Here is a 21,331-nt window from a genome sequence, read left to right on the forward strand (position 1 = left end):
AAAAACTGAAATCATAGATACAGTTAAACCTACCTGAATCTTTTCCTTATCGGGATTTCATGACCCTGCGAACTGTCAATCGCATGGTGCTGTGTACCCTGAAGAAAGTCGGGTGGCTTTTATACGCAGACATAAAAATAAAGGGCAACTCTTAATGGCCCGGCTGCACGGCTGAGCTATTCAGAGTCTTCTTACTGAACGGACGGAAAACCTATGTTGGCATCACGCAAGAAGGGCATTGACTACTGGTTGCCGAAACTCGTTGTTTCGCCAACCCTGGTTATTGCTCTGGTGTTCTTTTATGGCTTTGTGCTGTGGACCACCATTATTTCCTTTACCAACTCCAGTTTCCTGCCCAGCTACGAGCTGGTGGGGTTTGATCAGTACGTGCGGTTGTTCATGAACCCGCGCTGGTTGAACGCCATGTGGAACCTGGTGATCTTTGGTGTCTTGTTTATTGGTATTTGCATGGTGGTCGGTCTGGTGATGGCCATCTTGCTTGATCAGAATATTCGGGCGGAAGGGGCTATTCGAACCATCTACCTGTACCCCATGGCGCTGTCGTTTATCGTGACCGGTACGGTCTGGAAGTGGTTGCTGAACCCGACGGTGGGCATTGAGAAATTTGTGATCAGTCTGGGTTGGGACAGTTTCATTTTCGACTGGATCATCGACCCGGATATGGCGATCTATACCGTTGTGATTGCTGGAGTCTGGCAGGCCAGCGGTTTTGTGATGGCGATTTTTCTGGCGGGTTTGCGCGGTATTGATACGTCGATCATCAAGGCGGCTCAACTCGACGGTGCCAATTTGTTTGCGGTCTATACCCGTATCATTATTCCTTCAATGCGCCCGGTGTTTTTCTCGGCGTTCATCATGTTGGCGCACATCGCGATCAAGAGCTTTGACCTGGTCATCGCATTGACCGGCGGCGGACCGGGCAATTCAACCGATGTGCCTGCGATTTTCATGTATCAGTTTTCCTTCCAGCGCGGTCAGCTCGGTATTGGTGCGGCCTCGGCGGTGATCATGCTGATGACGGTACTGGCGATACTGGTTCCCTATTTGTACTCCGAACTGAGGACTCCGAAAAATGGCTAAGTCAAAGAATCCGAGTTATGCCAACGTTAATGGTCGGGCTGTCCTTTATGCGGTACTGATTATTGTCGCGGCTTACTATTTGCTGCCGCTGATCCTGATGATCATGACCTCGTTTCGCTCCATGGATGAAATACGGTTGGGTCAGTTAATTGAGTGGCCCAAATCGTTTTCGTTCGACGCCTGGTCCATGGCCTGGAGTGAGGTGCAAATTGGTGCCCGTGAGGAGCGCGGCCTGCGCCCCTATTTTATCAACTCGATCCTGATGGTGATCCCATCGGTCGCGATCTCGACCATTCTGGGCGCATTGAACGGCTATGTGCTGAGTTTCTGGAAGTTTCGTGGCAGTGAACTGTTTTTCGGTGCGCTGTTGATCGGTTGTTTCCTGCCGTTTCAGGCAATTTTGTTGCCGCAGTCGCAGTTGCTTGGCTGGTTGGGTCTGTCGGGTAGTCTGGTGGGTCTGATTTTGACGCATGTGGTCTACGGGGTGAGTTTCACCACGCTGTTCTTCCGCAACTATTACGTTAACTTGCCACACGAACTGGTTAAGGCGGCGAAACTGGACGGTGCTGGCTTCTGGGTCATTTTCTTCCGCATTATTTTGCCGTTGTCGGCCCCCATTCTGGTGGTTACGGTCATCTGGCAGTTTACCCAGATCTGGAATGACTTCCTGTTTGGTGTGGTGTTCTCTGATCCGAGTACCCAGCCGGTGACGGTGGGTCTGAATAATATGGTGAACAGCTCCACTGGCGAGAAACAATACAACGTGGATATGGCGGGTGCCATCATCGCGGCGCTGCCGACCATTGTGGTCTATGTAGTCGCCGGTAAATATTTTGTACGCGGTCTGACGGCCGGTTCTGTAAAAGGTTAACGGGAGTTCTGAACATGGCTGAGCTGAAAATCGACAACGTATACAAAAGTTTTGGTGAAGAGCACATTCTCAAGGGTATTAGTCTGGACGTCACCGACGGTGAGTTCATCATTCTGGTCGGGCCATCAGGCTGTGGTAAATCCACGCTGTTGAATTGCATCGCCGGGCTGGAAGATGTCACCACCGGCGACATTATTCTCGGCGACAATAACGTGACCTATGAAGCTCCGAAAGACCGTGATATCGCCATGGTGTTTCAGAGCTATGCGCTCTACCCGAACATGAATGTGCGCAAGAACATTGCCTTTGGTCTGGAAATTCGCAAGATGCCCAAGGCCGAGATCGCCGAAGAAGTGGCCCGGGTTGCCAAGTTGCTGCAAATCGAGCCGTTGCTCGATCGCAAACCATCGCAGTTATCGGGTGGTCAGCGTCAGCGGGTGGCAATGGGCCGTGCCCTGGCACGTCGACCCAAGATTTACCTGTTTGACGAGCCGCTGTCGAACCTGGATGCCAAACTGCGTGTGGAAATGCGCACCGAGATGAAGAAACTGCATCAGCGCCTGGGTACGACGATTGTGTACGTAACCCACGATCAGATCGAGGCGATGACCCTGGCTGACCGCATTGCGGTCATGAAGGGCGGTGTCGTGCAGCAGTTCGGCACGCCGCAGGAAGTGTACGATGACCCGGCCAACATCTTTGTAGCTGGTTTTATGGGGTCGCCGTCGATGAACTTCCTGCACTGTGAAGTCACCCGACATGAAAACGACTATGCCGTTCAGATTGAGTCGCAGGGTACGGTGTTCCCGCTGCCGGTTGACCCGAAACAGGCCGATCTCAGCCGTTATGTGGGTAAGACCGTGGTTCTGGGCATTCGCCCCGAGCAAATTACCCATGTAATGCCGCACCTGGTAGCTGAGCAGTACATTACCCAGGTACCGGTTAAAATTGAAGTCACCGAACCGACCGGAGCCGATACTCTGATCCTGGCGCGGATTAACGATCAGGAATGCGAATGCCGGGTTCACCCTCAGGAAGCTGGCCGGGTCGGGGAAACAATGGACCTGTTGTTTAATATGAGCAAAGCGGTGTTTTTTGACGAGGAGACGGAAGCCCGACTGTAAGACACTGTTACTCTGGCAAGATCATGGTTAGTTACTCTTTGCGCAGCCTCCGGGCTGCGTTTTTTGTGATGTAAGTCTCGTTAATCGAATTAAGTGTTCGTCCTTTGTTCAAACTGCTCTTCTGACAGCGTGAAAAAGCAGGTTCCAGGTCGTCAAATCTCCACTAACTGACTAAACTGCCAGTACTCGGACTGAATAAGCCTGTAACCCATGCCATTTAAGGGTAATCCCGTAAAAACCCTAATTCAAAACGCTGCAGACGACCGGCGATTAGTCGATCCCTACAAATGGTTGAAGCACGCGCCTCTGGTGCTCTATGAAGCGGAATCACGGGGCGAACAAAAGGATTTGTGGGCATTGAATTACGTCTCCGATTCGATCGAGGGACTGACCGGCCATCCGGCCGAAGATTTTCTGGGTGAACACCCAACGCGTTATCTGTATCAGATGATCCACCCCGGCGACCGTCGGCGAGTGGGCGCTGAATACGACCGTTGTCGTTCAATGCTGTCACCGGTTAGCCTGCGCTATCGGATCAAGCACCAAGATCACGGCTATATCTGGGTGGAAGAGCGCACCAATTTTATGCGCCAGGACAGCGAGCACCTCGTTTGCCTGGGGTCACTGGTAGATACCCATGCGCCGGCACGCCTCGAGAAACACAATGCCCGGCTCGACAAGATGCTGTCACGGCTAAACGCCGATGTGGCGGTTGCTACCGGTCAGGATTTTATCGAACATCTGTGTCGTCGTCTGGCTCTGCTGCTTGGTTGCCGGCAGGTTAGCCTGTTTCAGGTGGATGACGAACACCGGCTGAACTGTCTGGTCTCAATTCTGGATGGTTTGATGCAGCCCCGGTATAGCATGCGTCTGCTCGATAGCCAGCTGGCACCTCTGGCTAGCCAGACAAAGCTGGTCAAAACACTGAGCGCCGCAGACCGAAAAGATTGGCCGGTGCTGGACACCATGGTTTATATGGAAGCGTTTCGTCTGGTGAACCGGCGTGGGCGCTGGGTGGGTGTACTGGTGATCGACAACGATCAGCCCCTGGCAATGGATTCCACGCTAGCGCGGGTGCTTGAACTCTACACTGAGCGGGCCGTCACCGAGATTGAACGGCTGGGTCTGGAAGGTCGGTTGCAAGAAAGTGAAGCGCGCTATCGGGCGTTTTTCGAGACCGCTGTACAGGCTTCGATGATCGTCGATTGCCAGGGTCGGGTAGTGAATATCAATCGGGCGGCGGCCAACCTATTTGGCCTGCGCGAAGATCCGGGTTCTCTGCAGTTGCGATCCGTTCTACCCGACACACAGCCCGATGGGGAGGAGACCTGGCCAGCATTTCTGGCGTTTATCGACCAGGCCAGCAATGCTCGTACTCAGCAGAGCCAATGGCAATTGCAAACCGTTGCCGGCTCCCGGCGGACCATGGTTGTTCATTCCTTTCGGGTCAGTGGCAACCTGACCGAAGGCGTCATGTTGTCGTTCGATGACATCAGTGATCGATTGAGCGCCGAGGCGTCGCTGCGGGATCAGCATCAGTTGATGACCCGCCGTCAGCAGCGTCTGAGAGGGCTGGTCGATGTCGCTACCCGGCTGGAACGCCAGAGCAGTGTGCGCGATTTTCTGGTATCCAGTTGTACCGCCCTGACTCAGAAAGTGGGTCTGGTGCAGGTGGCCTGTTATCAGCCGGAGAACGAATTCTGGTATGCGACCAGTCTTAAAGCGGAGCACCGCACGAGCCTTAAAGAGCACAGCGCACCCTTGCAGCAAGCGCTGGAGAGCCGTCAGATCAGTTGGAGTACCGACAGCAGTCAGTGGTTTTATTTACCACTGGTAGTGGATAGCCAGGCGGTTGCCGGCCTGGCGATTTTGGGCGATGAGCAAATCCTTAACGATCTGGACTTTCTGTCGATGCTGGCGCAAACCCTGAATCTGTCGTTCGACAACCTGATGCAGCGGAAAAACCTGCGCAGGCAAGCGATGCACGACAGTCTCACCGGGCTCGGTAATCGCTCCCAGTTGCACCAATGGATTGAACAGGCTTTGCGTCAGCAACCTGACCAGATGGCGAGCCTGCTGCTGTTTGACCTGAATCGTTTTAAAGAAATTAACGACACCCTGGGCCATCATTTCGGCGACCGTTTGCTGTGTGAGATAGGGCCACGTATTCAGCGCATGCTGGGATGGCGCTCCAGCCATGGTATTTCCCGCCTGGGCGGGGACGAATTCGCCGTCCTGTTGCCCGACGTTAGCAATGAAGAGGCGCTGGCGATTGCCGAAAACATGGCCATCGGCCTGCGCGAGCCCTATCAGATCGACGCGATGCAATTGCAGGTTGAAGCCAGTATCGGGGTGGCCCATTACCCACATCAGGGGCAGGACGGCCACGAATTACTGCGCTGCGCCGATGTCGCCATGTACGCGGCCAAAGCCAATAATGAGGCCGTGGTGGTGTTTGATACCCGGTTGGATGCCCACACTCCCCAACGCATTGCCGTTTTGTCAGAGTTGGAGGTGGCCATTAGCCAGGGACAGTTGTGGGTTGCGTATCAGCCAATTATCAGCGCCAGCTCTGGTCGGGTATCCGGGTTCGAAGGATTGGTACGTTGGCAGCATCCGGAGTTGGGTGCTTTGTCGCCAGCAGATTTCATACCCCTGGCGGAAATGGGGCAGGGCATTCGCCTGATAACCCGTTTTGTCATGGAACAATGCCTGGCGCAAATAACCCTGTGGCGTCGCAAACACCCCGACTTTTATGTGGCTGTGAATCTGTCTTCGCGGGTGTTGCTCGATCAGGGATTGCCGGGCCAGGTAGAGCAACTGCTGGCTAAGTACCGGTTGCCGGGTTCGGCCCTGGTGCTGGAACTGACTGAAAGTACTTTATTGTCCGATCCCGTTCGGGCCATTGCGATTATCAACCAATTGGCTGATCTTGGGGTGGGCGTTGAGGTCGATGATTTTGGGACGGGTTATTCCTCGCTGGCGTATTTGAAGTCTCTGCCGATTCAAGCGCTGAAAATTGATAAAAGTTTCATTGATGACTTATTGGTGGACTCACAAGATCGGGTCATCGTCGAGTCGACCATTACCATGGCTCATAACCTGGGGCTGAAAACAGTCGCCGAGGGCGTCGAGAACGAAGCCACCTTCAGGGAACTGGTTCGACTGGGTATCGACTCGCTGCAAGGTTACTATTTTTCGCGGCCACTGGCCGTCTCCGCCATGAGCGATTGGCTGGCCGACTACCACCGCTCAATGGAGTGGTGATAGTCATGTCACCGTATCAGCGTTTTGCCAGCAGAGCCTGTGCCCGGGTAGCCGCTGCACGAACCTGATTGGGGGCAGTGCCGCCCAGGTGGTCACGAGCCGCGACCGAGCCTTCCAGAGTCAGCACCTCAAAAACATCAGAGGTAATGGTGTTACTGAACGGGGTTAGCTCTTCAAGCGTCATTTCGCTCAGGTCTTTGCCCTCTGCCAAACCGTAGGCAACACTCTTGCCGACCACCTCATGCGCATCGCGAAACGCCATGCCTTTCTTCACCAGATAATCGGCCAGGTCAGTTGCGGTACTGTAACCACGCAGAGCTGCCGCTTTCATAACGTCGGGTTTGGCTTCAATGTGCGGAATCATATCGGCAAAGGCGCGCAGGCTGCCGGCCAGAGTATCGATGGTGTCGAACAATGGCTCCTTGTCTTCCTGATTGTCCTTGTTGTAGGCCAGTGGCTGGCTCTTCATCAGCGTCAGAAGGCTCATCAGATGACCGAAGACCCGGCCGGTTTTGCCACGCACCAGTTCAGGTACGTCGGGGTTCTTTTTCTGCGGCATGATGCTGGAACCGGTACAGAAACGGTCCGGCAGGTTGATAAAATCGAACTGGGCCGAGGCCCACAACACCAGTTCTTCGGACATGCGCGACAGGTGCATCATGGTCAGCGATGCCCAGTGGGTGAATTCGATGGCAAAATCCCGATCCGATACTGAATCGAGCGAGTTCTCCGAGGCACGGTCGAAGCCCAGCAACTCGGCAGTGCGTTCGCGGCTGATGGGGTAGGTGGTACCCGCCAGTGCCGCGGCCCCCAACGGCAGGATATTGACCCGCTTGCGGCAATCCTGCAAACGCTCAAAGTCGCGTTGCAGCATTTCATTCCAGGCCAGAAGGTGATGGCCGAAAGTGACTGGCTGAGCGGTCTGCAAGTGAGTAAAGCCGGGCATGATGGTATCGGCTTCATTTGCAGCCAGGGCGATCAGCCCAGTTTGCAGGCGGGTCAGCTCACCGCTGAGACCGTCGATCGCCTCGCGCAGATACAACCGAATATCGGTCGCAACCTGATCATTCCGGCTGCGGCCGGTGTGCAACTTTTTGCCAACCGGTCCAATTTTGGTGGTCAGAGCCGATTCAACGTTCATGTGTACGTCTTCAAGCGCAATTGACCAGACCTGTTGGCCAGACTCGATGTCCGTCTGCACCGCCCTCAATCCGGTAACGATCTGCTCGCATTCATCGGCGGTCAACACGCCAACTTCAGACAGCATGGTGGCATGGGCGATGGAGCCCTGAATGTCATGTCGGTACAGACGCTGGTCGAATTGAATGGAGGCGGTAAACTCAGCCACAAACGCATCGGTTGCTTCCGCAAAACGGCCACCCCAGGCGGCATTGGTGCTTTGAGCATGGGCATCAGACATGATTACAGGGTTCCTTGGGCACATTGAAAGGGCATTATATCGGCTTGAAAGTCGTTGGCTATGGGTATCGGGTTAGGTCGCTTGATCCCTGAGCAAGCACGGGGGACACTGAGCCCTCGTCTCAGGCAGCTTAACAGGCAGGTCGCGCTCTTGAAGTCAGCGAATACTCTATCTCCCGCACTGACCCGGCATTCGCTGGTGTTACCCGATTTGTGTACGGCGACCTCGGTGTTTTTTCTGGTGCTGGTGTCGGAATTGCTGGTGCTGGTCTGGGTACTGCTGCAATCGGGCATCGACTGGATTCAGCTTGGCTTGATGAGCCTGATGGTGCAATGGATTGTGCTGCCGTCGGCGGCGCTGTTGTGCCGTCTGCGTCGCTGGCTGGCTCGCAGCCCGCTCTGGCAGGGGTGGTTGGTGGCGTTTTTGACGGTCTCCGGAGTTGGCTTTGTTGTGAGCCTGGCTGGCAGTGTGCTGGTGTTCGGAGGCTGGGCGGCCCTGGATTGGTGGATGGTGATTCGCCAGACCGCCGCGACGGCGATTATCGCGGCGTTGCTATTGCGCTATTTTCAATTGCAACAGGCGTTGGTCGACCGCTCCCGGGCCGAGTTGTCGGCTCGCATCGAAGCCCTGCAAAACCGGATTCGTCCGCATTTTCTATTTAACAGCCTGAACACCATCGCCGAACTGATTGCGACCCGGCCCGAAGCAGCCGAGCAGGCGATTGAAGACCTCTCCCGGCTGTTTCGTGCCAGTCTAAAAGAGGCCACAACCTTCTGGAGCCTGAGCGACGAACTGGCGCTGGTAGACGGGTACCTGTCGCTGGAACAATGGCGATTGGGTGAGCGGTTAAAGGTGGTCTGGCAGACACCCAGGCCGACGGTTCGATGGTCGGTACCGGTGCTGATTTTGCAGCCGCTGATCGAAAACGCCATCGTGCATGGTATTGCCCCGAGTGTCAGCGGCGGTCAGTTGTTGATTCGTTGCCGGGAAAAGAACAGTCAGTTGATTATCGAAATTGAAAACCCGTTGGTGCGTGTCGCACCGGAACCGGCCAGAGAACCCCGAGTGGAACGACGCCAGGCGCCCCGGGGCAATCAGGTGGCGTTACAAAACATTCGGCACCGCCTGGCAACATTGTATGGGGATACCGCGAAACTCTTTGCTGCGGCCGATGACCAAACCTACCGGGTTAGGCTGACATTGCCAGCGCAGTTACTGACACGCGGGACCGAAAGGAGTGAGCTGTGAAAGTCATGATCGTAGACGATGAACCACTGGCCCGGGAACGCTTGCTGCGCCTGCTGCAAGCAGAAGACAGCGTGACCCAATGCGTCACCGCTGCCAATGGTGAGGAAGCCCTGCGCAAGCAGCTTGATGACCCGGTCGACCTGGTACTGCTCGACATTCGCATGCCGGGGCTTAGCGGCCTCGAGTTGGCGGCCGAATGGGTGCAGCAGGCGCATCCTCCAGCCATTGTGTTTTGCACCGCCTACGACGACTACGCTCTGGAGGCGTTTCAGGTGCAAGCTGTCTCCTACCTGATGAAACCGGTCAAATCGGCGGACTTGCATCAGGTGCTGGGCCAGGCCAGCCGGTTGAACCGGGCACAGTTATCGGCTATGTCCGGTGCCGATGCTGGCCCGGTAATCGCTTTGCAAACCGGGCGCGGCAAGGAGCGCATTCCGCTGAATGACGTGTTTTGTTTCAGGGCTGATCAGAAGTATGTCGTCGCACTCTGCCGCCAGGGTGAACGGTTGTGTGATCTCAGCCTCAAGCAGCTTGAAGAACGTTTTCCCGAGCAGTTGATACGGGTGCACCGCACCACGCTGGTGCCGAAGAGCCGTCTGGAGAAATTGACCCGGGATGCCCAGGGCAGTATCTGGCTGAGCCTTCGTGGCATGACCGGGCCAGTAGCGGTCAGCCGTCGCTTCGCGCGCGAATTGCGGCCGTTGTTTCAGGATTCACCGGATTGGTCGGAGTAATACTCAGGCATATGTAACACTTTGTGCGTTTTTGTTTGCGAAACATCAAAATTGGTTTATAAAAGAACGGTGTGTGATTTTCAGGTTTTCAGGGTCGGTCGGTGGCTAGGAGTCTGTCGGACTTAGGATGAATTGGCTGCGGAAGCGGGACGACGGTCCAAATATCCGCAAATTTCGAGCACATAGGCCCACTATGCACACGAAATTTGCGAACATTTGGCCTCGCCGTCCCACTCCCTCGCTTCAATCCCCCTAAGTCCGACAGACTCCTAGAGCGCGATGCCGACTGCACAGCCCGCCAACCCATGCATAGTAAGGGGATACCAGGTGAGTGATCAAAGCAAGGCGAGCCCGTCAGCCGCAGGGCAAACAGATGCTGAGCGTTTGTTGGCCGACCGTGAGGCGCTGCGCTCCAAAATGGCCAGCGAAGTAGAAGATTTCCTGAAATCCGGCGGTAAGGTAGAGCAGGTTGATCGTGGAAAACGTGCCGATCCTCCGCGTAAACCCGAAAGCCAGTACGGTAGTCGTCCGATCTGAGCCGACGTTGCCAGCTCTGTTTGGCGTCGGCCTCTGAATGCTGAGCAGCAGTCGCAATCGCCGATTGACACTGCTGAACACAGTGTTTCAAAAAAAACATCAATGAAATCGAATTACCAAAGCGCACCCTGCTAGCCCTCAATCTTGTAACTTAACAACATTTGGCCAGTCACGCCTGACAAAACTTACCTAAAAGTCATAAACTCATTCCAGTCTGTTTCTCCGATGCCGAGTCATAATGCTCAATAATGGCGCACAAAGGTGGTAACAGCGGCCCAGGGAGGAGCGGTCCCGGAATCATTTACTCAGTCACCAGAAACCTGACCAGTTGCGCTGAATGTCGTTTTCTTTCAACACAATAGTGTTTGGTTTTACTTGTCAGAAAATTATTGACGAAAAATCGTTTCTTGCCTGTGACGCAGGGCAGTACACTGCTTGCATCTATCAACACATACCTACTATAAATTGACTAATCGCTGGACAATCCCCCATTAAGGAGATAACCGCTAATGGCCGCTTTTCCCGCTCACGCCCATGTGGACCTGAGCACCCCTCTGTTGCTGGAGTTTGCTGTCCGCCGCGAAGAAGGTGAGTTTGCCAATAACGGCGCCTTCGTCGCTCGCACTGGCGAGCGTACAGGCCGATCACCGAAGGACCGGTTTATTGTTAAAGAAGCCGGTAGTCAGAACGAGATCGAATGGGGTGCGGTCAACCGGGCCTTTGATTCCGCCCGGTTCGATGCTTTGTGGCAACGAGTCAGCGACCATGTGACGGATCGTGAACATTTTGTAGGCCATCTGGAAGTCGGGTCGGCGGTGCAGCACAGTGTGCCGATCACCGTGACAACCGAGCTTGCCTGGCACCAGGTGTTTGCGCGCAACCTCTTTATTGTTGCCGACGAGTGGAACTCGCAACAAAAAGCCAGCTGGCAGGTACTGAACGTCCCGAGTTTTGTCTGTGATCCCGAACGTGACGGTACCGCCAGTGATTCGGCCTGCATCATTAATTTTGAACAGCGCAAAGTGCTGATTGCCGGGCTCTACTACGCCGGTGAAATGAAAAAAGCCATGTTCTCGGTGCAGAACTTCCTGCTGCCCGCCCAGGACGTGTTGCCGATGCACTGCTCGGCCAACGTCGGCGACGACGGCAAAACTACGCTGTTCTTTGGGTTGTCCGGCACCGGTAAAACCACCCTCAGTGCCGATCCGGACCGGTTTTTGATCGGCGATGACGAACACGGCTGGGGCCCGGGTGTGGTGTTCAACATTGAAGGCGGTTGCTATGCCAAGTGCATCGATCTGACCGAGAAAAACGAACCGTTGATCTGGAAGGCGATTCGCTTCGGCACCATTCTGGAAAATGTCGTGCTCAATGAACACCGTGCACCGGATTACACAGACGATAGCCTGACCCAAAATTCCCGTGCCGCTTATCCGCTGGAACACATCGACAAGCGTCAGCTGAGTAATCAGGGTGATGAACCCAACGCCGTGGTGTTCCTGACCTGCGATCTGAATGGTGTATTGCCGCCGGTCTCCAAACTGACCAAGGAAGCGGCGGCGTACCACTTTCTCAGTGGTTACACTGCGTTGGTCGGCTCGACTGAAATGGGCGCGGGCAAAGGCATCAAAACCACCTTTTCCACCTGTTTCGGCGCGCCTTTCTTCCCGCGCCCGGCTGGCGTCTACGCCGAGCTGCTGATGAAGCGGGTTGAATCGGCAGGCACCGATGTCTATCTGGTTAACACCGGCTGGACGGGCGGTGCCTACGGCGAAGGTAAGCGCTTCAGCATTCCGGTGACCCGAGCGGTAATTACGGCGATTACCAATGGCGAGCTGGCGAACGTTGAAACCCGCCACATTGACGGGCTCAACCTGGATGTACCGGTTGCCGTGCCCGGGGTCGATGACGCCCTGCTGATACCGCGTAATACCTGGGCAGACCCCGCCGCCTACGATGCCAAAGCCGCTGCGCTGATCGAAGAGTTCAAGGCAAACTTTGCCAAATACGACGTATCCGACGCCATTAAAGCGGCCGGTCCGCACGGCTGATATAGCTGGGAGGTAAATCGACCTCCCCACTCGCCTGACAAAGGGTCGATACCGGCCCTTCTTATTTCGCTTCCCTCCGTTATTCCAAAATAGTAGGCACTCAGCAGGTTCATCCTGAACCTTCCAGTAAGCCGGGGCGCAACTTGCCTTTCCCCAGCCGCGAAGCCACACTCCCCGCCATGAACGAATTCGAACTCATCGAGCATTATTTTCGCGGCTGGCGCGGCTCTCATCCAGACCTGATTCTCGGTCAGGGCGACGATTGTCTGATCTGGCATCCGCGCCGGGCCACGGTGATGTCTATCGACACTGCCGTTGAAGGGCGGCATTTCCCGGCGCAGTCATCCGGGGCGCAGGCCGCCCAGCGAGCCTTCCTGCCAGCGCTCAGCGACCTGGCCGCCATGGGGGCTGAACCGGCGTTTTTTACCCTGGCCCTGACGTTACCAGGCCCTATGGATGATGCCTGGCTCGATGCTTTTGCCCGTCGACTCAGCGAGCTTAGCGAGCACTATGGCCTGGTGCTGGCGGGTGGCGATACCACCTCGGGCCCGTGCCGGGTGATCAGTTTGCAAATGCACGGCCTGGTCGATGCCCCTCTGCGGCGCGATGGCGTTCAGCCCGATGATGACCTCTGGGTATCCGGTTTCCCCGGGCGAGCGGCCGCTGCTTTACCGTCGGTTCTCAACCCGGCTCAGGCCTCGGCACCCGTAGATTGGGTTGCGGCCTATTGGTCACCCGAACCCCGCATTGAGCTCGGGCAGCGGCTGGTCGGGCTGGCAAGCGCAGCCATCGATGTGTCGGATGGTCTCGCGGCCGACTGCGGCCACCTCGCCAGGGCCAGCGGCCTCAACCTGTTGATTGAAACCTCAATGCTGCCGCAGGCCCCCAGTTTTCAGGGGTACCCGGAAGACCAGGTGGGGTCGTGGATACTCAGCGGTGGTGACGACTACGAATTGGCGTTTACCGCCGCACCCGGCCAGCGCGATGCAATAACCGCCCTGGCCGCAATGCTCAATCTGCCACTCACCCGAATTGGCCGGGCACAAGCAGGCGACGGCCAGGTGCTGATTGGGCATAATGGCGAGGCTCACACATTGAGCAAGACAGGCTTCCAACACTTCTGACCCGACCGTGATTCAACAGGATGTAACGAATGATTGAACCGAGTGCACGCCGCTGGCACAACCACTGGACGCATTTTCTGGCCTTTGGCCTGGGCAGTGGCGCCGCGCCAAAAGCGCCGGGCACCTTTGGAACCCTGGCCGCGATTCCGCTGTTCCTGCTGCTGTCCCTGTTACCACTGTGGCTCTATCTGGCGGTTATTGTTGTATCGTTTGTGCTCGGCTGTTACCTGTGCGACCGGGTTTCCCGCGATATGGGCGTGCACGATCACGGTGGCATTGTCTGGGATGAATTCGTTGGCTTGTGGATCACCATGATCGCCGTCCCGATCAGTCTGTGGACGGTGGTTTTGGGTTTTGTTCTGTTCCGGATATTCGACATCATTAAACCCTGGCCAATCGGCTGGCTGGACAATCGCGTTGGCGGCGGAGTGGGCATTATGATCGATGATGTTATCGCCGGTATTTTTGCGGGCGTGATATTACATGGATTGGTTTGGTTGCTGATTTAATGACGTAGGATATGAACTGACGTAGAACATTGAAAGACGCAGTACATGAAGTGACGCGAAACATTAAAAGACGCTAAACATGAAGGAACGCTCCAAGCGTCTTTACGTGTTTTGCGTCACCTTTTGTTTTACGTCAGTTCATGTGTTGTGTCACTTAATGTTCCGCGTCTTTCAATGTCCCTCGTCCCTTCAAACTTTTATTGAATCAAAGCCCCCAACCCCAACTCTTTAATATGAGCGTTGACCATGTCGCGCAGGTCTTGCTCGGTGCGGCAGGTCTGGGCGCGGTCGAGCAGGCTGACGCAGTCGCTGATGTGCAGGTAGCGAATCAGCCACTTGATGCGCGGCAGGTGGAAGGCCGAGAGGCTGAGTGTTCTTACCCCCATGCCCAGCAGCAGAACCACCGCGACCGGGTCGGTCGCCATTTCCCCGCAAATACTGACGGGCAGATTCAGCCGCTTGCATTCCCGCACGAGTCCGCGCAAGGCGCTGATCACCGCCGGGTGCAGGTGGCTGTACAGCGAGGCTACCTTGGGGTTGTTGCGGTCAACCGCCAACAGATACTGGGTAAGATCGTTGGAGCCGATCGACACGAAATCGATGGTGTCACGCAGGCGCGGCAGCAACCAGAGCACAGCCGGTACTTCAACCATGATTCCCACTGGCGGCTTGCTGACCGGGTAACCTTCTTCCTTTAACTGGGCAATAGCCTCATCGACAATGGCGTGAAAGCGCTCCAGCTCGTCTTCGCGACTGAGCATCGGGATCAACAGTTGCAGGTTGTCGTTATCGATATTCGCAATCAGCATAGCGCGAATCTGGTCGAGCAGAATGTTGCGATAATCGAGCGTGAAGCGCACACCGCGCCAACCGAGAAAGGGGTTCTGCTCTTTGATCGGGAAGTAGGGCAGGGCCTTGTCGCCGCCGATATCGAGGGTGCGCATCACCACCGGTTTTGGTGAATAGGCGCTGAGCACGCCCCGGTAAATACGCACCTGTTCTTCTTCGGTCGGAAAGGTGTTGTGCGCCATAAAAGGAATTTCAGAGCGGTACAGACCGATGCCTTCGGCGCCTCGCTCCAGACCCGGCGTAATGTCTGCCAGCAGGCCTGTATTGGTATACAGCCGAACACGCTGCCCGTCTTTGCTTTCCGCAGGCAGGGATTTTAAATGCGATAAATCAGCTTGCAGTGCTTTTTCCTGACGTGCCATGCGCTGGAACTCGTTTAGCAAGGCCACCGGAGGATGACCGATGACCAGACCACGGTAACCGTCGATGATGATCTCGGTCTTGTCCAGGCTGGTCAGGTCTTCATCGCCAATGCCCACCACAGCGGGAATACCAAGCGCATTAGCGAGCACAGCCGTGTGCGACAACGCCGATCCTTCCAGGCTAACAATGCCCGCCAGTTTATCGTGATCGATGCGAGTGAAATGGGAGATGTTGATCTCCCGGCCCACTAATATAACCGGGTGCTCCGGTTGCATGCGTTCATTGAGTTCTTCATGCAAATGCCGGTAAACGCGTACCCCCAATACCCGTAAGTCTTCAGACCGGGCTTTTAAATAGGGGTCGTCCATGGCTTCGAACACCGCGATCTGCTTCAGCATAGCTCGTTTTAGCGCAGTGCTAGCACTAACTCCCAACTGAATTTCCGCGGCAATGGCCTGTTTCAGTTCGGGGCTTTGCAGCAGTAATTTATAAACGTCGAGCAGGGAATTCAGAGTGTCGTTGGTGTTGCTGCCGAGCTGGTCGAGGCCGGTATCGAGTTCGTCCCGGGTGTCGGCCATGGCTTCGGCGATGCGGCTCTGTTCGAATTCAATACTGGCGCCATCCCGTTCGGGAATGTCGTCCAGCCGTACATCGTCTTTGACCAGCCAGGCCGTCGCAATCTGAATGCCAGGGGCACCCTTGATGCCCTGAAACCGGATCACCGGCATGTGATCGTCGGTCACGATCGGGCGCGTGGCTTTTTTCAAGTTACCCGCGAGGCTTCCGGCCATATGCGCGGCCATGGTGATCAGAAAGGCTTCTTCTTCCTCGGTAAAACGACGGGTTTCCTGTACTTGAACCACCAGTACACCCAGGGTCTGGCCGAGGTGAATGATCGGCACACCCAGAAAGCCCTGAAAATTCTCTTCTCCGGTCTGTTCAAAATAGCGAAATCGCGGGTGATGTTCGGCGTTGTCGAGGTTCAGCGGGTGCTGACGCTGGGCAATGGTACCGACCAGGCCCTGGCCGGGGGCCATGCGCGTGGTACCGATCGACTCTTCCGACAAACCCAGTGTCGCGGTCAGAACCAGTTCACCCTGTTCATCCATGACATACAAGCTGCACACATCAACGCTCAAGGCGGTGCGAATGCGATCCACAATCAGGCGCATCAGAGACGCACTGTCCGTCGCTTGTGCGGCCGACATCAGGATGCGTTTGGCAGTAATCAGCGGGTTGAGCATGGATGTCCTGTTACCAAGCGGTGCAATAGAAGTGTTCAGCAGGCGCTATTGTCGCTGGTTTTTGGGTTTAGCACCACTGGTCCTTGTTTCGGTGGCCCAGGTTGGTGTTGATCATTTCATGGCGTTTGATGAACACATTTCTTCGCATTCCGGCCGGGTCCCGCGCTAAGGTTTAATCGATTGATTAACAGGGAAATAACATCATGAAGCCTGGCCCCGCAACACACTGGCTGGAGCGCTATACCGACGGGGTGATGCGCCACCCGATCTGGCTGCTGGGCGCGATCGCGCTGGTCATGCTGGCGCTGGGCAGCCAGCTGCGCCATCTGCAGATCGACACTGATCTTGAGCACTTTATCGACGAGAGCAAGCCCGCGCGCCAGGCCTATAACGCGGTCAAGGAAACCTACGGCCGCAACGATGTTATCGTCGTCGGAGTCGCAGCGCAGGATGTACTCAGCGATACCAGCCTGACTGAGCTCGCCGACCTGCACCGGCGCATCGAGCAGTCCGTCCCCTGGGTGCGCCGGGTTAACAGCCTGATCAACGCCCCCTACCAGGAAGGCACGGAAGACGGCCTGCTGGTCGACGACCTGATTCCGATGCCGGTCGGCACGCTGGACAGAGACGTCATCGAGCGACGCATCGCCGCCACGCCCATGCTCGAAGGCCTGGTCATTAATGCCGCGCGCAACTTCACCACTCTGGTGGTCGAACCCTACACTTACGATTTTGATCCGACTGCGGTGACTGACGATGCCACGGCCTTCGATGATGCCTTTGGCGGAGATTTCACGGCGGGGCCTCAGGCTGAAAACAACGACCCGACCGGGGAAGGTGAGCGCTTTCTGCCCATCGAGAAAACCCATGAACTGATTCGGGCGCTGGAAACCGAGTTGGCGGCCACCGAGGGGCTGGAGACGGTCGCCGCCGGTATGCCGGTGGTGAACCAGCAATTGGAAGCCACTATGAAAAGCGAGATGCAGACCTTCATCAGCTTGACGGTGGCGCTGATCATCGTCGTCCTGGTGGCGTTTTTCCGGCGGGTGTCCGCCGTGGTGATGCCCTTGTCGGCCGTGCTACTGGCCATCATCGCGAGCTTTGCAACGCTGTCGCTGGCTGGCCAGAAAGTGCAGATGCCGCTGATTCTGGTGCCCTCCTTTTTGCTGGCGATTACGGTTGGCGATGCGGTGCATGTTCTGTCCCATTTCTTCAAAGCCTATAACGACGGCGTGGACCGGTATCAGGCGATGCGCCAGGCCATTCGGTTAACGGCACTGCCCATTTTTCTGACTTCGCTGACCACGGCAGTGGGTCTGGCGACCCTGGCCAGTGGCGACCTGATTCCCATCGCCAATCTCGGCCTGTTGGCCGCTCTCGGCGTGATGCTGGCTTTCGTGCTGACGGTGCTGATGATTCCGGCGCTGATGGCGATCTGGCCGCTGTCCGCGCCGCGCCCGGTGCAGCACCGGGACCGGGCGCTGGGGCTGCTGCGCTTCTTTGCCGACCTGTCCTGGAGGCGGGGCGCCTGGCTGGCTTGTGCCTGGCTTCTGGCGGTGATGGTCGCGCTGGCGCTGGCCGTACAGCTGCGTTTCTCGTTCGACCCGCTGAACTGGATGCCGGCAGACCTGCCGATTCGCACGGCCACCGACACCATCGACGACCAGTTAAGCGGCACCATCAACATGGAAGTCATCATCGATACCGGCGCACAAAACGGCATCAAGAACCCCGAGTTGCTGCAACGTCTGGACGCGGAACTTACGGCCCTGAAAGCCGGCTCCCCGGGCGGCGTGCGCATCGGCCATATCAATTCGCTGCTCGACATCATCAAGGGCACGCATCAGGCCCTGAACGATGGCGACGTCGACTTTTACCGTATTCCATCGAACGCCAACCTGCTCGCCGAAGAGCTGGTGCTGTTTGAAAACAGCGGGGCGGATGAGCTTGGTCGGCTGGTCAATTCCGACTACAGCCAGATGAAGGTAACGCTGATCATGCCCTGGGCGGACATTTTGCAATACCAGGATTTCATCGAGGTGACCGAAGCCCAACTGGGCAGCGCGCTGGGCGACTGGGCCGATGTGCATGTTGCCGGTTTGTTGCCCCTGCTCAGCGACACTCTGGACGAAGTGGTCACCACCACCGCCTGGAGTTACGGCCTCGCCGCCGTGGCGATCACCTTGATGATGATGGCGCTGTTGCGCTCGGTTGGGCTGGGTGTCGTTGCCATGCTGCCAAACCTGGCACCCATCATCGTGGTAATGGGCCTGATGCAAACGTTCGGCATCCCGCTGGATCTGTTCACCATGCTGGTGGCAACGGTTGCCATCGGCATCACGGTCGACAACACCGTGCATTTCGCTCACCACTTCCGCACCGCGCTAGCCAAAAACCCGGACGCACGCGCCGCCGTTGAGACCGCCTTCGACAACGCCGGCCGGGCGCTGATGACCACGGCGATTGTGTTAACCGCCGGTTTCTACGTCTTTTTGTTCAGCGATGTCGCCAGTATTTTCAACTTTGGCTTCCTGAGCGGAACCGCTTTTCTGCTGGCGGTGTTGTCGAACTTTACCCTTACGCCAGTGCTGTTGCGCTGGTACGCCCCATTACTGACCCGGGAGACTGCTCAATGAAACAGGAATCGTTAAAACTATCCGCTCGCCTGACCACTGGTATCGTTATTCTGGGCGCCATGTGGGCGCTAACCGGCAACCGTGCCCAGGCCGAGACCGGTCTTCAGATCATGACTGACGTCGATGCCCAGCCCACGCCCGATGTCATGGCCGCCGAGATGACCATGACGCTGATTGATCGCAACGGCAATCAGCGCGTACGCCGCTTGCAGTCGCGAAGCCAAACCTTCGACGACAGCGAACGCAACCTGCTGTTTTTTCTGGAACCGTCCGACGTGCGTGGCACCGGTTTTCTGTCGGTCGATTACAACGACCCGCAACGCAGCGACGACCAGTGGCTCTTTTTGCCCAGTATGAACAAATCCAAACGCATTGCCGGCAGCGACCAGAGCAGTCGCTTTATGGGATCGGATCTCTCCTACGCCGACATGGCATCGCACAATCTCGACGACTGGACCTACGAGCTGTTGCGTGAAGACAACGTCGGTGACGAACCGGTCTGGCTGGTACGCGCCACAGCGGCCAACCCCGGGGTGACTGATCGCACCGGCTATACCGATTCGGTGGTTTATGTGCAGCAGAGCAACCATCAGGTGGTCCGCGCTATTCACCATCTGGCGGGTGGCAATGAACGCAAACTGATGAACATACCGGAATGGGAGCAGCGCGACGGTTACTGGCTGCCCAAGGTACTGCAGGTGGTCAGCCAGGAGGGCGGCCAGACCGTACATCGCACGCAATTGACGTTCAGCAACATCGATCTGGCCCCCGGCCTGTCCGAATCCGAATTCACCGTGCAGCGATTGGAGCAGGGGCTATGAAGGCAAAAACACTGCTGATGACAGCGGCCACCAGCCTGGCCGTTGCCACGAACGCCGTGGCTGAAGACGACCCCTTTGACGACGCCTTCGACAGCGGTTTCGAAGACATCGTATCGGCCAAGCCCTCAGCGGCCAGCACGGTCTACCTGGCCCACCGTTTTATTCAGCGTGGCCAGGTGACCACGGCGCAGCCCGAACCGGGTTTGAGCCAGACGGATCACCGTGGTCTGGCCAGCCTGGCCACGGCCTGGCGCACCCAGGTGGAGTGGCGCCCAACCAGCCGTTTCGATGCGGTATTGGATGCCGAACTGAACCAGGACTGGGTGTTTGACCTGCGGCCCGACACCGGCTGGAAACCCCCCTATCGCAACCAGCGGGAAACCCGGCTGGAACTACGCGAGGCCCGCCTGGCGTACCGCACATCCGGCTGGGCACTGAGCAGCGGCCGGCAGGTGCAAACCTGGGGTTTTAACGATGCACTGTCAGTGCTCGAACCGGTTAACCCGCCGCGCATGGCGCAGCCGGGTTTGTACGATGCCGACGAAGCACGGCTGTCTCGCTGGCTGACCGAAGCCCGGTGGTACCTCGGCAACTGGACGCTGCAGGGTATGGTCGCGCATGAAAACCGAATGGCCGAATTGCCGGTTTATGGCAGCGACTATTATCCGCTACCCGCCGAGACCGCAGACCGGGCGCCCGACCATGGCTGGGAAGACCCAAGCGCCCATGCCGGCGGTGTGCGTCTAAGCGGCCTCTGGCAGGGGGCCGATCTTGCCGCGTTCGTCTGGCGTGGCTACAACCCCACCGGTCACCTGATGTTCGCACCGGACCAGGTCGAACGCCACTACGAGCGACTAACGACCATTGGCGCAGGGCTGAGCGTGCCGTTCAACAGCGCCGTGATCAAAGCCGAAATCGCCGCTGAAGACGGCCTGACCTGGGCTCCGGTTAGCGTGAGCCAGCAAGATGGGCAGGCGGTGCGCAACAGCGGCGCGGAGAACACTACCCAGCGACTTTCCTGGGCGCTGGGGGTCGACGTGACACTGCCGGCAAACAGCCGGTTATTGATTGAATACCGCACGGATTACCTGCCCGACTACCAGCCCGATATGGCCACCAACCTGGGTGAGGAGTTCAGCCACCGCTGGGCCATCGGCGCAGAACACAGCACCCTGCGGGAGCGGCTCACTTTGAGCGGCGCGGTACTCGGATTTGGCGGCCTGGCCGACGGCGGGCAGGCGATGCGGCTGGCGGCCGACTGGGACATCAGCGACCAATGGCGCACCCGGCTGGGCTGGGTTGGCTACCGCGCCGGCGATGCAGCGCAATTGCAGGCCGCAGACGACAGTGACCGACTGTTCTGGCAACTGGAGTGGCTATTCTAAGCGGCTCTGCGGTATGGTTTCTGGCCTACACTCCTGGCCCTCAAAGA

At 57.0% G+C, this 21,331-nt stretch carries 15 protein-coding genes; 13 read left to right on the forward strand and 2 right to left on the reverse strand.

All coding sequences use genetic code 11. The features are described 5' to 3' along the window. The first annotated feature begins 213 nt into the window (after positions 1-213). From WEB54_RS10545 to WEB54_RS10560, 4 genes are all read left to right on the forward strand, one after another. Entirely contained in the window at positions 214-1,101 is an 888-nt protein-coding gene (locus WEB54_RS10545; RefSeq protein WP_368055478.1) for a carbohydrate ABC transporter permease, read from the forward strand. Further along, the gene (locus WEB54_RS10550; protein WP_368055480.1) at positions 1,094-1,972 is read left to right on the forward strand and encodes a carbohydrate ABC transporter permease; all 879 of its coding nucleotides are present in this window, start codon (positions 1,094-1,096) and stop codon (positions 1,970-1,972) included. Before WEB54_RS10545 ends, WEB54_RS10550 begins: the two co-directional genes overlap by 8 nt. A gap of 14 nt (positions 1,973-1,986) precedes the next feature. Continuing rightward, positions 1,987-3,096 carry an ABC transporter ATP-binding protein gene (locus WEB54_RS10555; protein WP_368055482.1) on the forward strand — a complete coding sequence of 370 codons (1,110 nt, stop codon included), beginning with the start codon at positions 1,987-1,989 and terminating at the stop codon, positions 3,094-3,096. 210 nt (positions 3,097-3,306) lie between these two features. After that, positions 3,307-6,363 carry an EAL domain-containing protein gene (locus WEB54_RS10560; protein ID WP_368055484.1) on the forward strand — a complete coding sequence of 1,019 codons (3,057 nt, stop codon included), beginning with the start codon at positions 3,307-3,309 and terminating at the stop codon, positions 6,361-6,363. Positions 6,364-6,379: 16 nt separating this feature from the next. On the opposite strand, the gene argH is transcribed toward WEB54_RS10560, so the two are convergent. Continuing rightward, positions 6,380-7,783, reverse strand: coding sequence for an argininosuccinate lyase (gene argH / locus WEB54_RS10565; RefSeq protein WP_368055486.1), 1,404 nt, complete (start codon positions 7,781-7,783; stop codon positions 6,380-6,382). 150 nt (positions 7,784-7,933) lie between these two features. On the opposite strand from argH, the gene WEB54_RS10570 reads away from it, so the two are divergent. The 6 genes from WEB54_RS10570 to WEB54_RS10595 all read left to right on the forward strand — a co-directional run bounded on the left by WEB54_RS10570 (position 7,934) and on the right by WEB54_RS10595 (position 13,986). After that, a complete protein-coding gene (locus WEB54_RS10570; RefSeq protein WP_368055488.1) occupies positions 7,934-9,031 on the forward strand; it encodes a sensor histidine kinase in 1,098 nt (365 codons plus the stop codon). 5 nt (positions 9,032-9,036) lie between these two features. Then, the gene (locus WEB54_RS10575) at positions 9,037-9,765 is read left to right on the forward strand and encodes a LytR/AlgR family response regulator transcription factor (protein WP_368055560.1); all 729 of its coding nucleotides are present in this window, start codon (positions 9,037-9,039) and stop codon (positions 9,763-9,765) included. Between the two features lie 327 nt (positions 9,766-10,092). Then, on the forward strand, positions 10,093-10,302 hold the full coding sequence (locus WEB54_RS10580; RefSeq protein WP_368055490.1) for a hypothetical protein: 210 nt from the start codon (positions 10,093-10,095) through the stop codon (positions 10,300-10,302). Between the two features lie 509 nt (positions 10,303-10,811). After that, a complete protein-coding gene (locus tag WEB54_RS10585) occupies positions 10,812-12,353 on the forward strand; it encodes a phosphoenolpyruvate carboxykinase (RefSeq protein ID WP_368055492.1) in 1,542 nt (513 codons plus the stop codon). Positions 12,354-12,496: 143 nt separating this feature from the next. Continuing rightward, positions 12,497-13,477 (forward strand): thiamine-phosphate kinase, encoded by a 981-nt coding sequence (gene thiL, locus WEB54_RS10590; protein ID WP_368055495.1) that lies wholly within the window; start codon positions 12,497-12,499, stop codon positions 13,475-13,477. Between the two features lie 29 nt (positions 13,478-13,506). Beyond that, positions 13,507-13,986: a phosphatidylglycerophosphatase A gene (locus tag WEB54_RS10595; RefSeq protein WP_368055497.1), complete on the forward strand. Its 480-nt coding sequence runs from the start codon at positions 13,507-13,509 to the stop codon at positions 13,984-13,986. 197 nt (positions 13,987-14,183) lie between these two features. Here WEB54_RS10595 and ptsP read toward each other — a convergent pair whose 3' ends face one another. Continuing rightward, on the reverse strand, positions 14,184-16,442 hold the full coding sequence (ptsP, locus tag WEB54_RS10600; RefSeq protein WP_368053872.1) for a phosphoenolpyruvate--protein phosphotransferase: 2,259 nt from the start codon (positions 16,440-16,442) through the stop codon (positions 14,184-14,186). Between the two features lie 203 nt (positions 16,443-16,645). Between ptsP and WEB54_RS10605 the strand changes: the two genes are divergently transcribed. The 3 genes from WEB54_RS10605 to WEB54_RS10615 are packed head-to-tail and all read left to right on the forward strand — an operon-like array spanning position 16,646 to position 21,284. After that, entirely contained in the window at positions 16,646-19,078 is a 2,433-nt protein-coding gene (locus WEB54_RS10605) for an RND family transporter (protein ID WP_368055499.1), read from the forward strand. Continuing rightward, positions 19,075-19,899 carry an outer membrane lipoprotein-sorting protein gene (locus tag WEB54_RS10610; protein ID WP_368055501.1) on the forward strand — a complete coding sequence of 275 codons (825 nt, stop codon included), beginning with the start codon at positions 19,075-19,077 and terminating at the stop codon, positions 19,897-19,899. The genes WEB54_RS10605 and WEB54_RS10610 overlap by 4 nt, the downstream gene beginning before the upstream one ends. Continuing rightward, entirely contained in the window at positions 19,896-21,284 is a 1,389-nt protein-coding gene (locus WEB54_RS10615; protein ID WP_368055503.1) for a hypothetical protein, read from the forward strand. The genes WEB54_RS10610 and WEB54_RS10615 overlap by 4 nt, the downstream gene beginning before the upstream one ends. Positions 21,285-21,331: the final 47 nt, after the last annotated feature.

The organism is Saccharospirillum sp. (assembly GCF_040881935.1).
In the GTDB taxonomy this organism is placed as follows: Bacteria; Pseudomonadota; Gammaproteobacteria; order Pseudomonadales; family Natronospirillaceae; genus Saccharospirillum.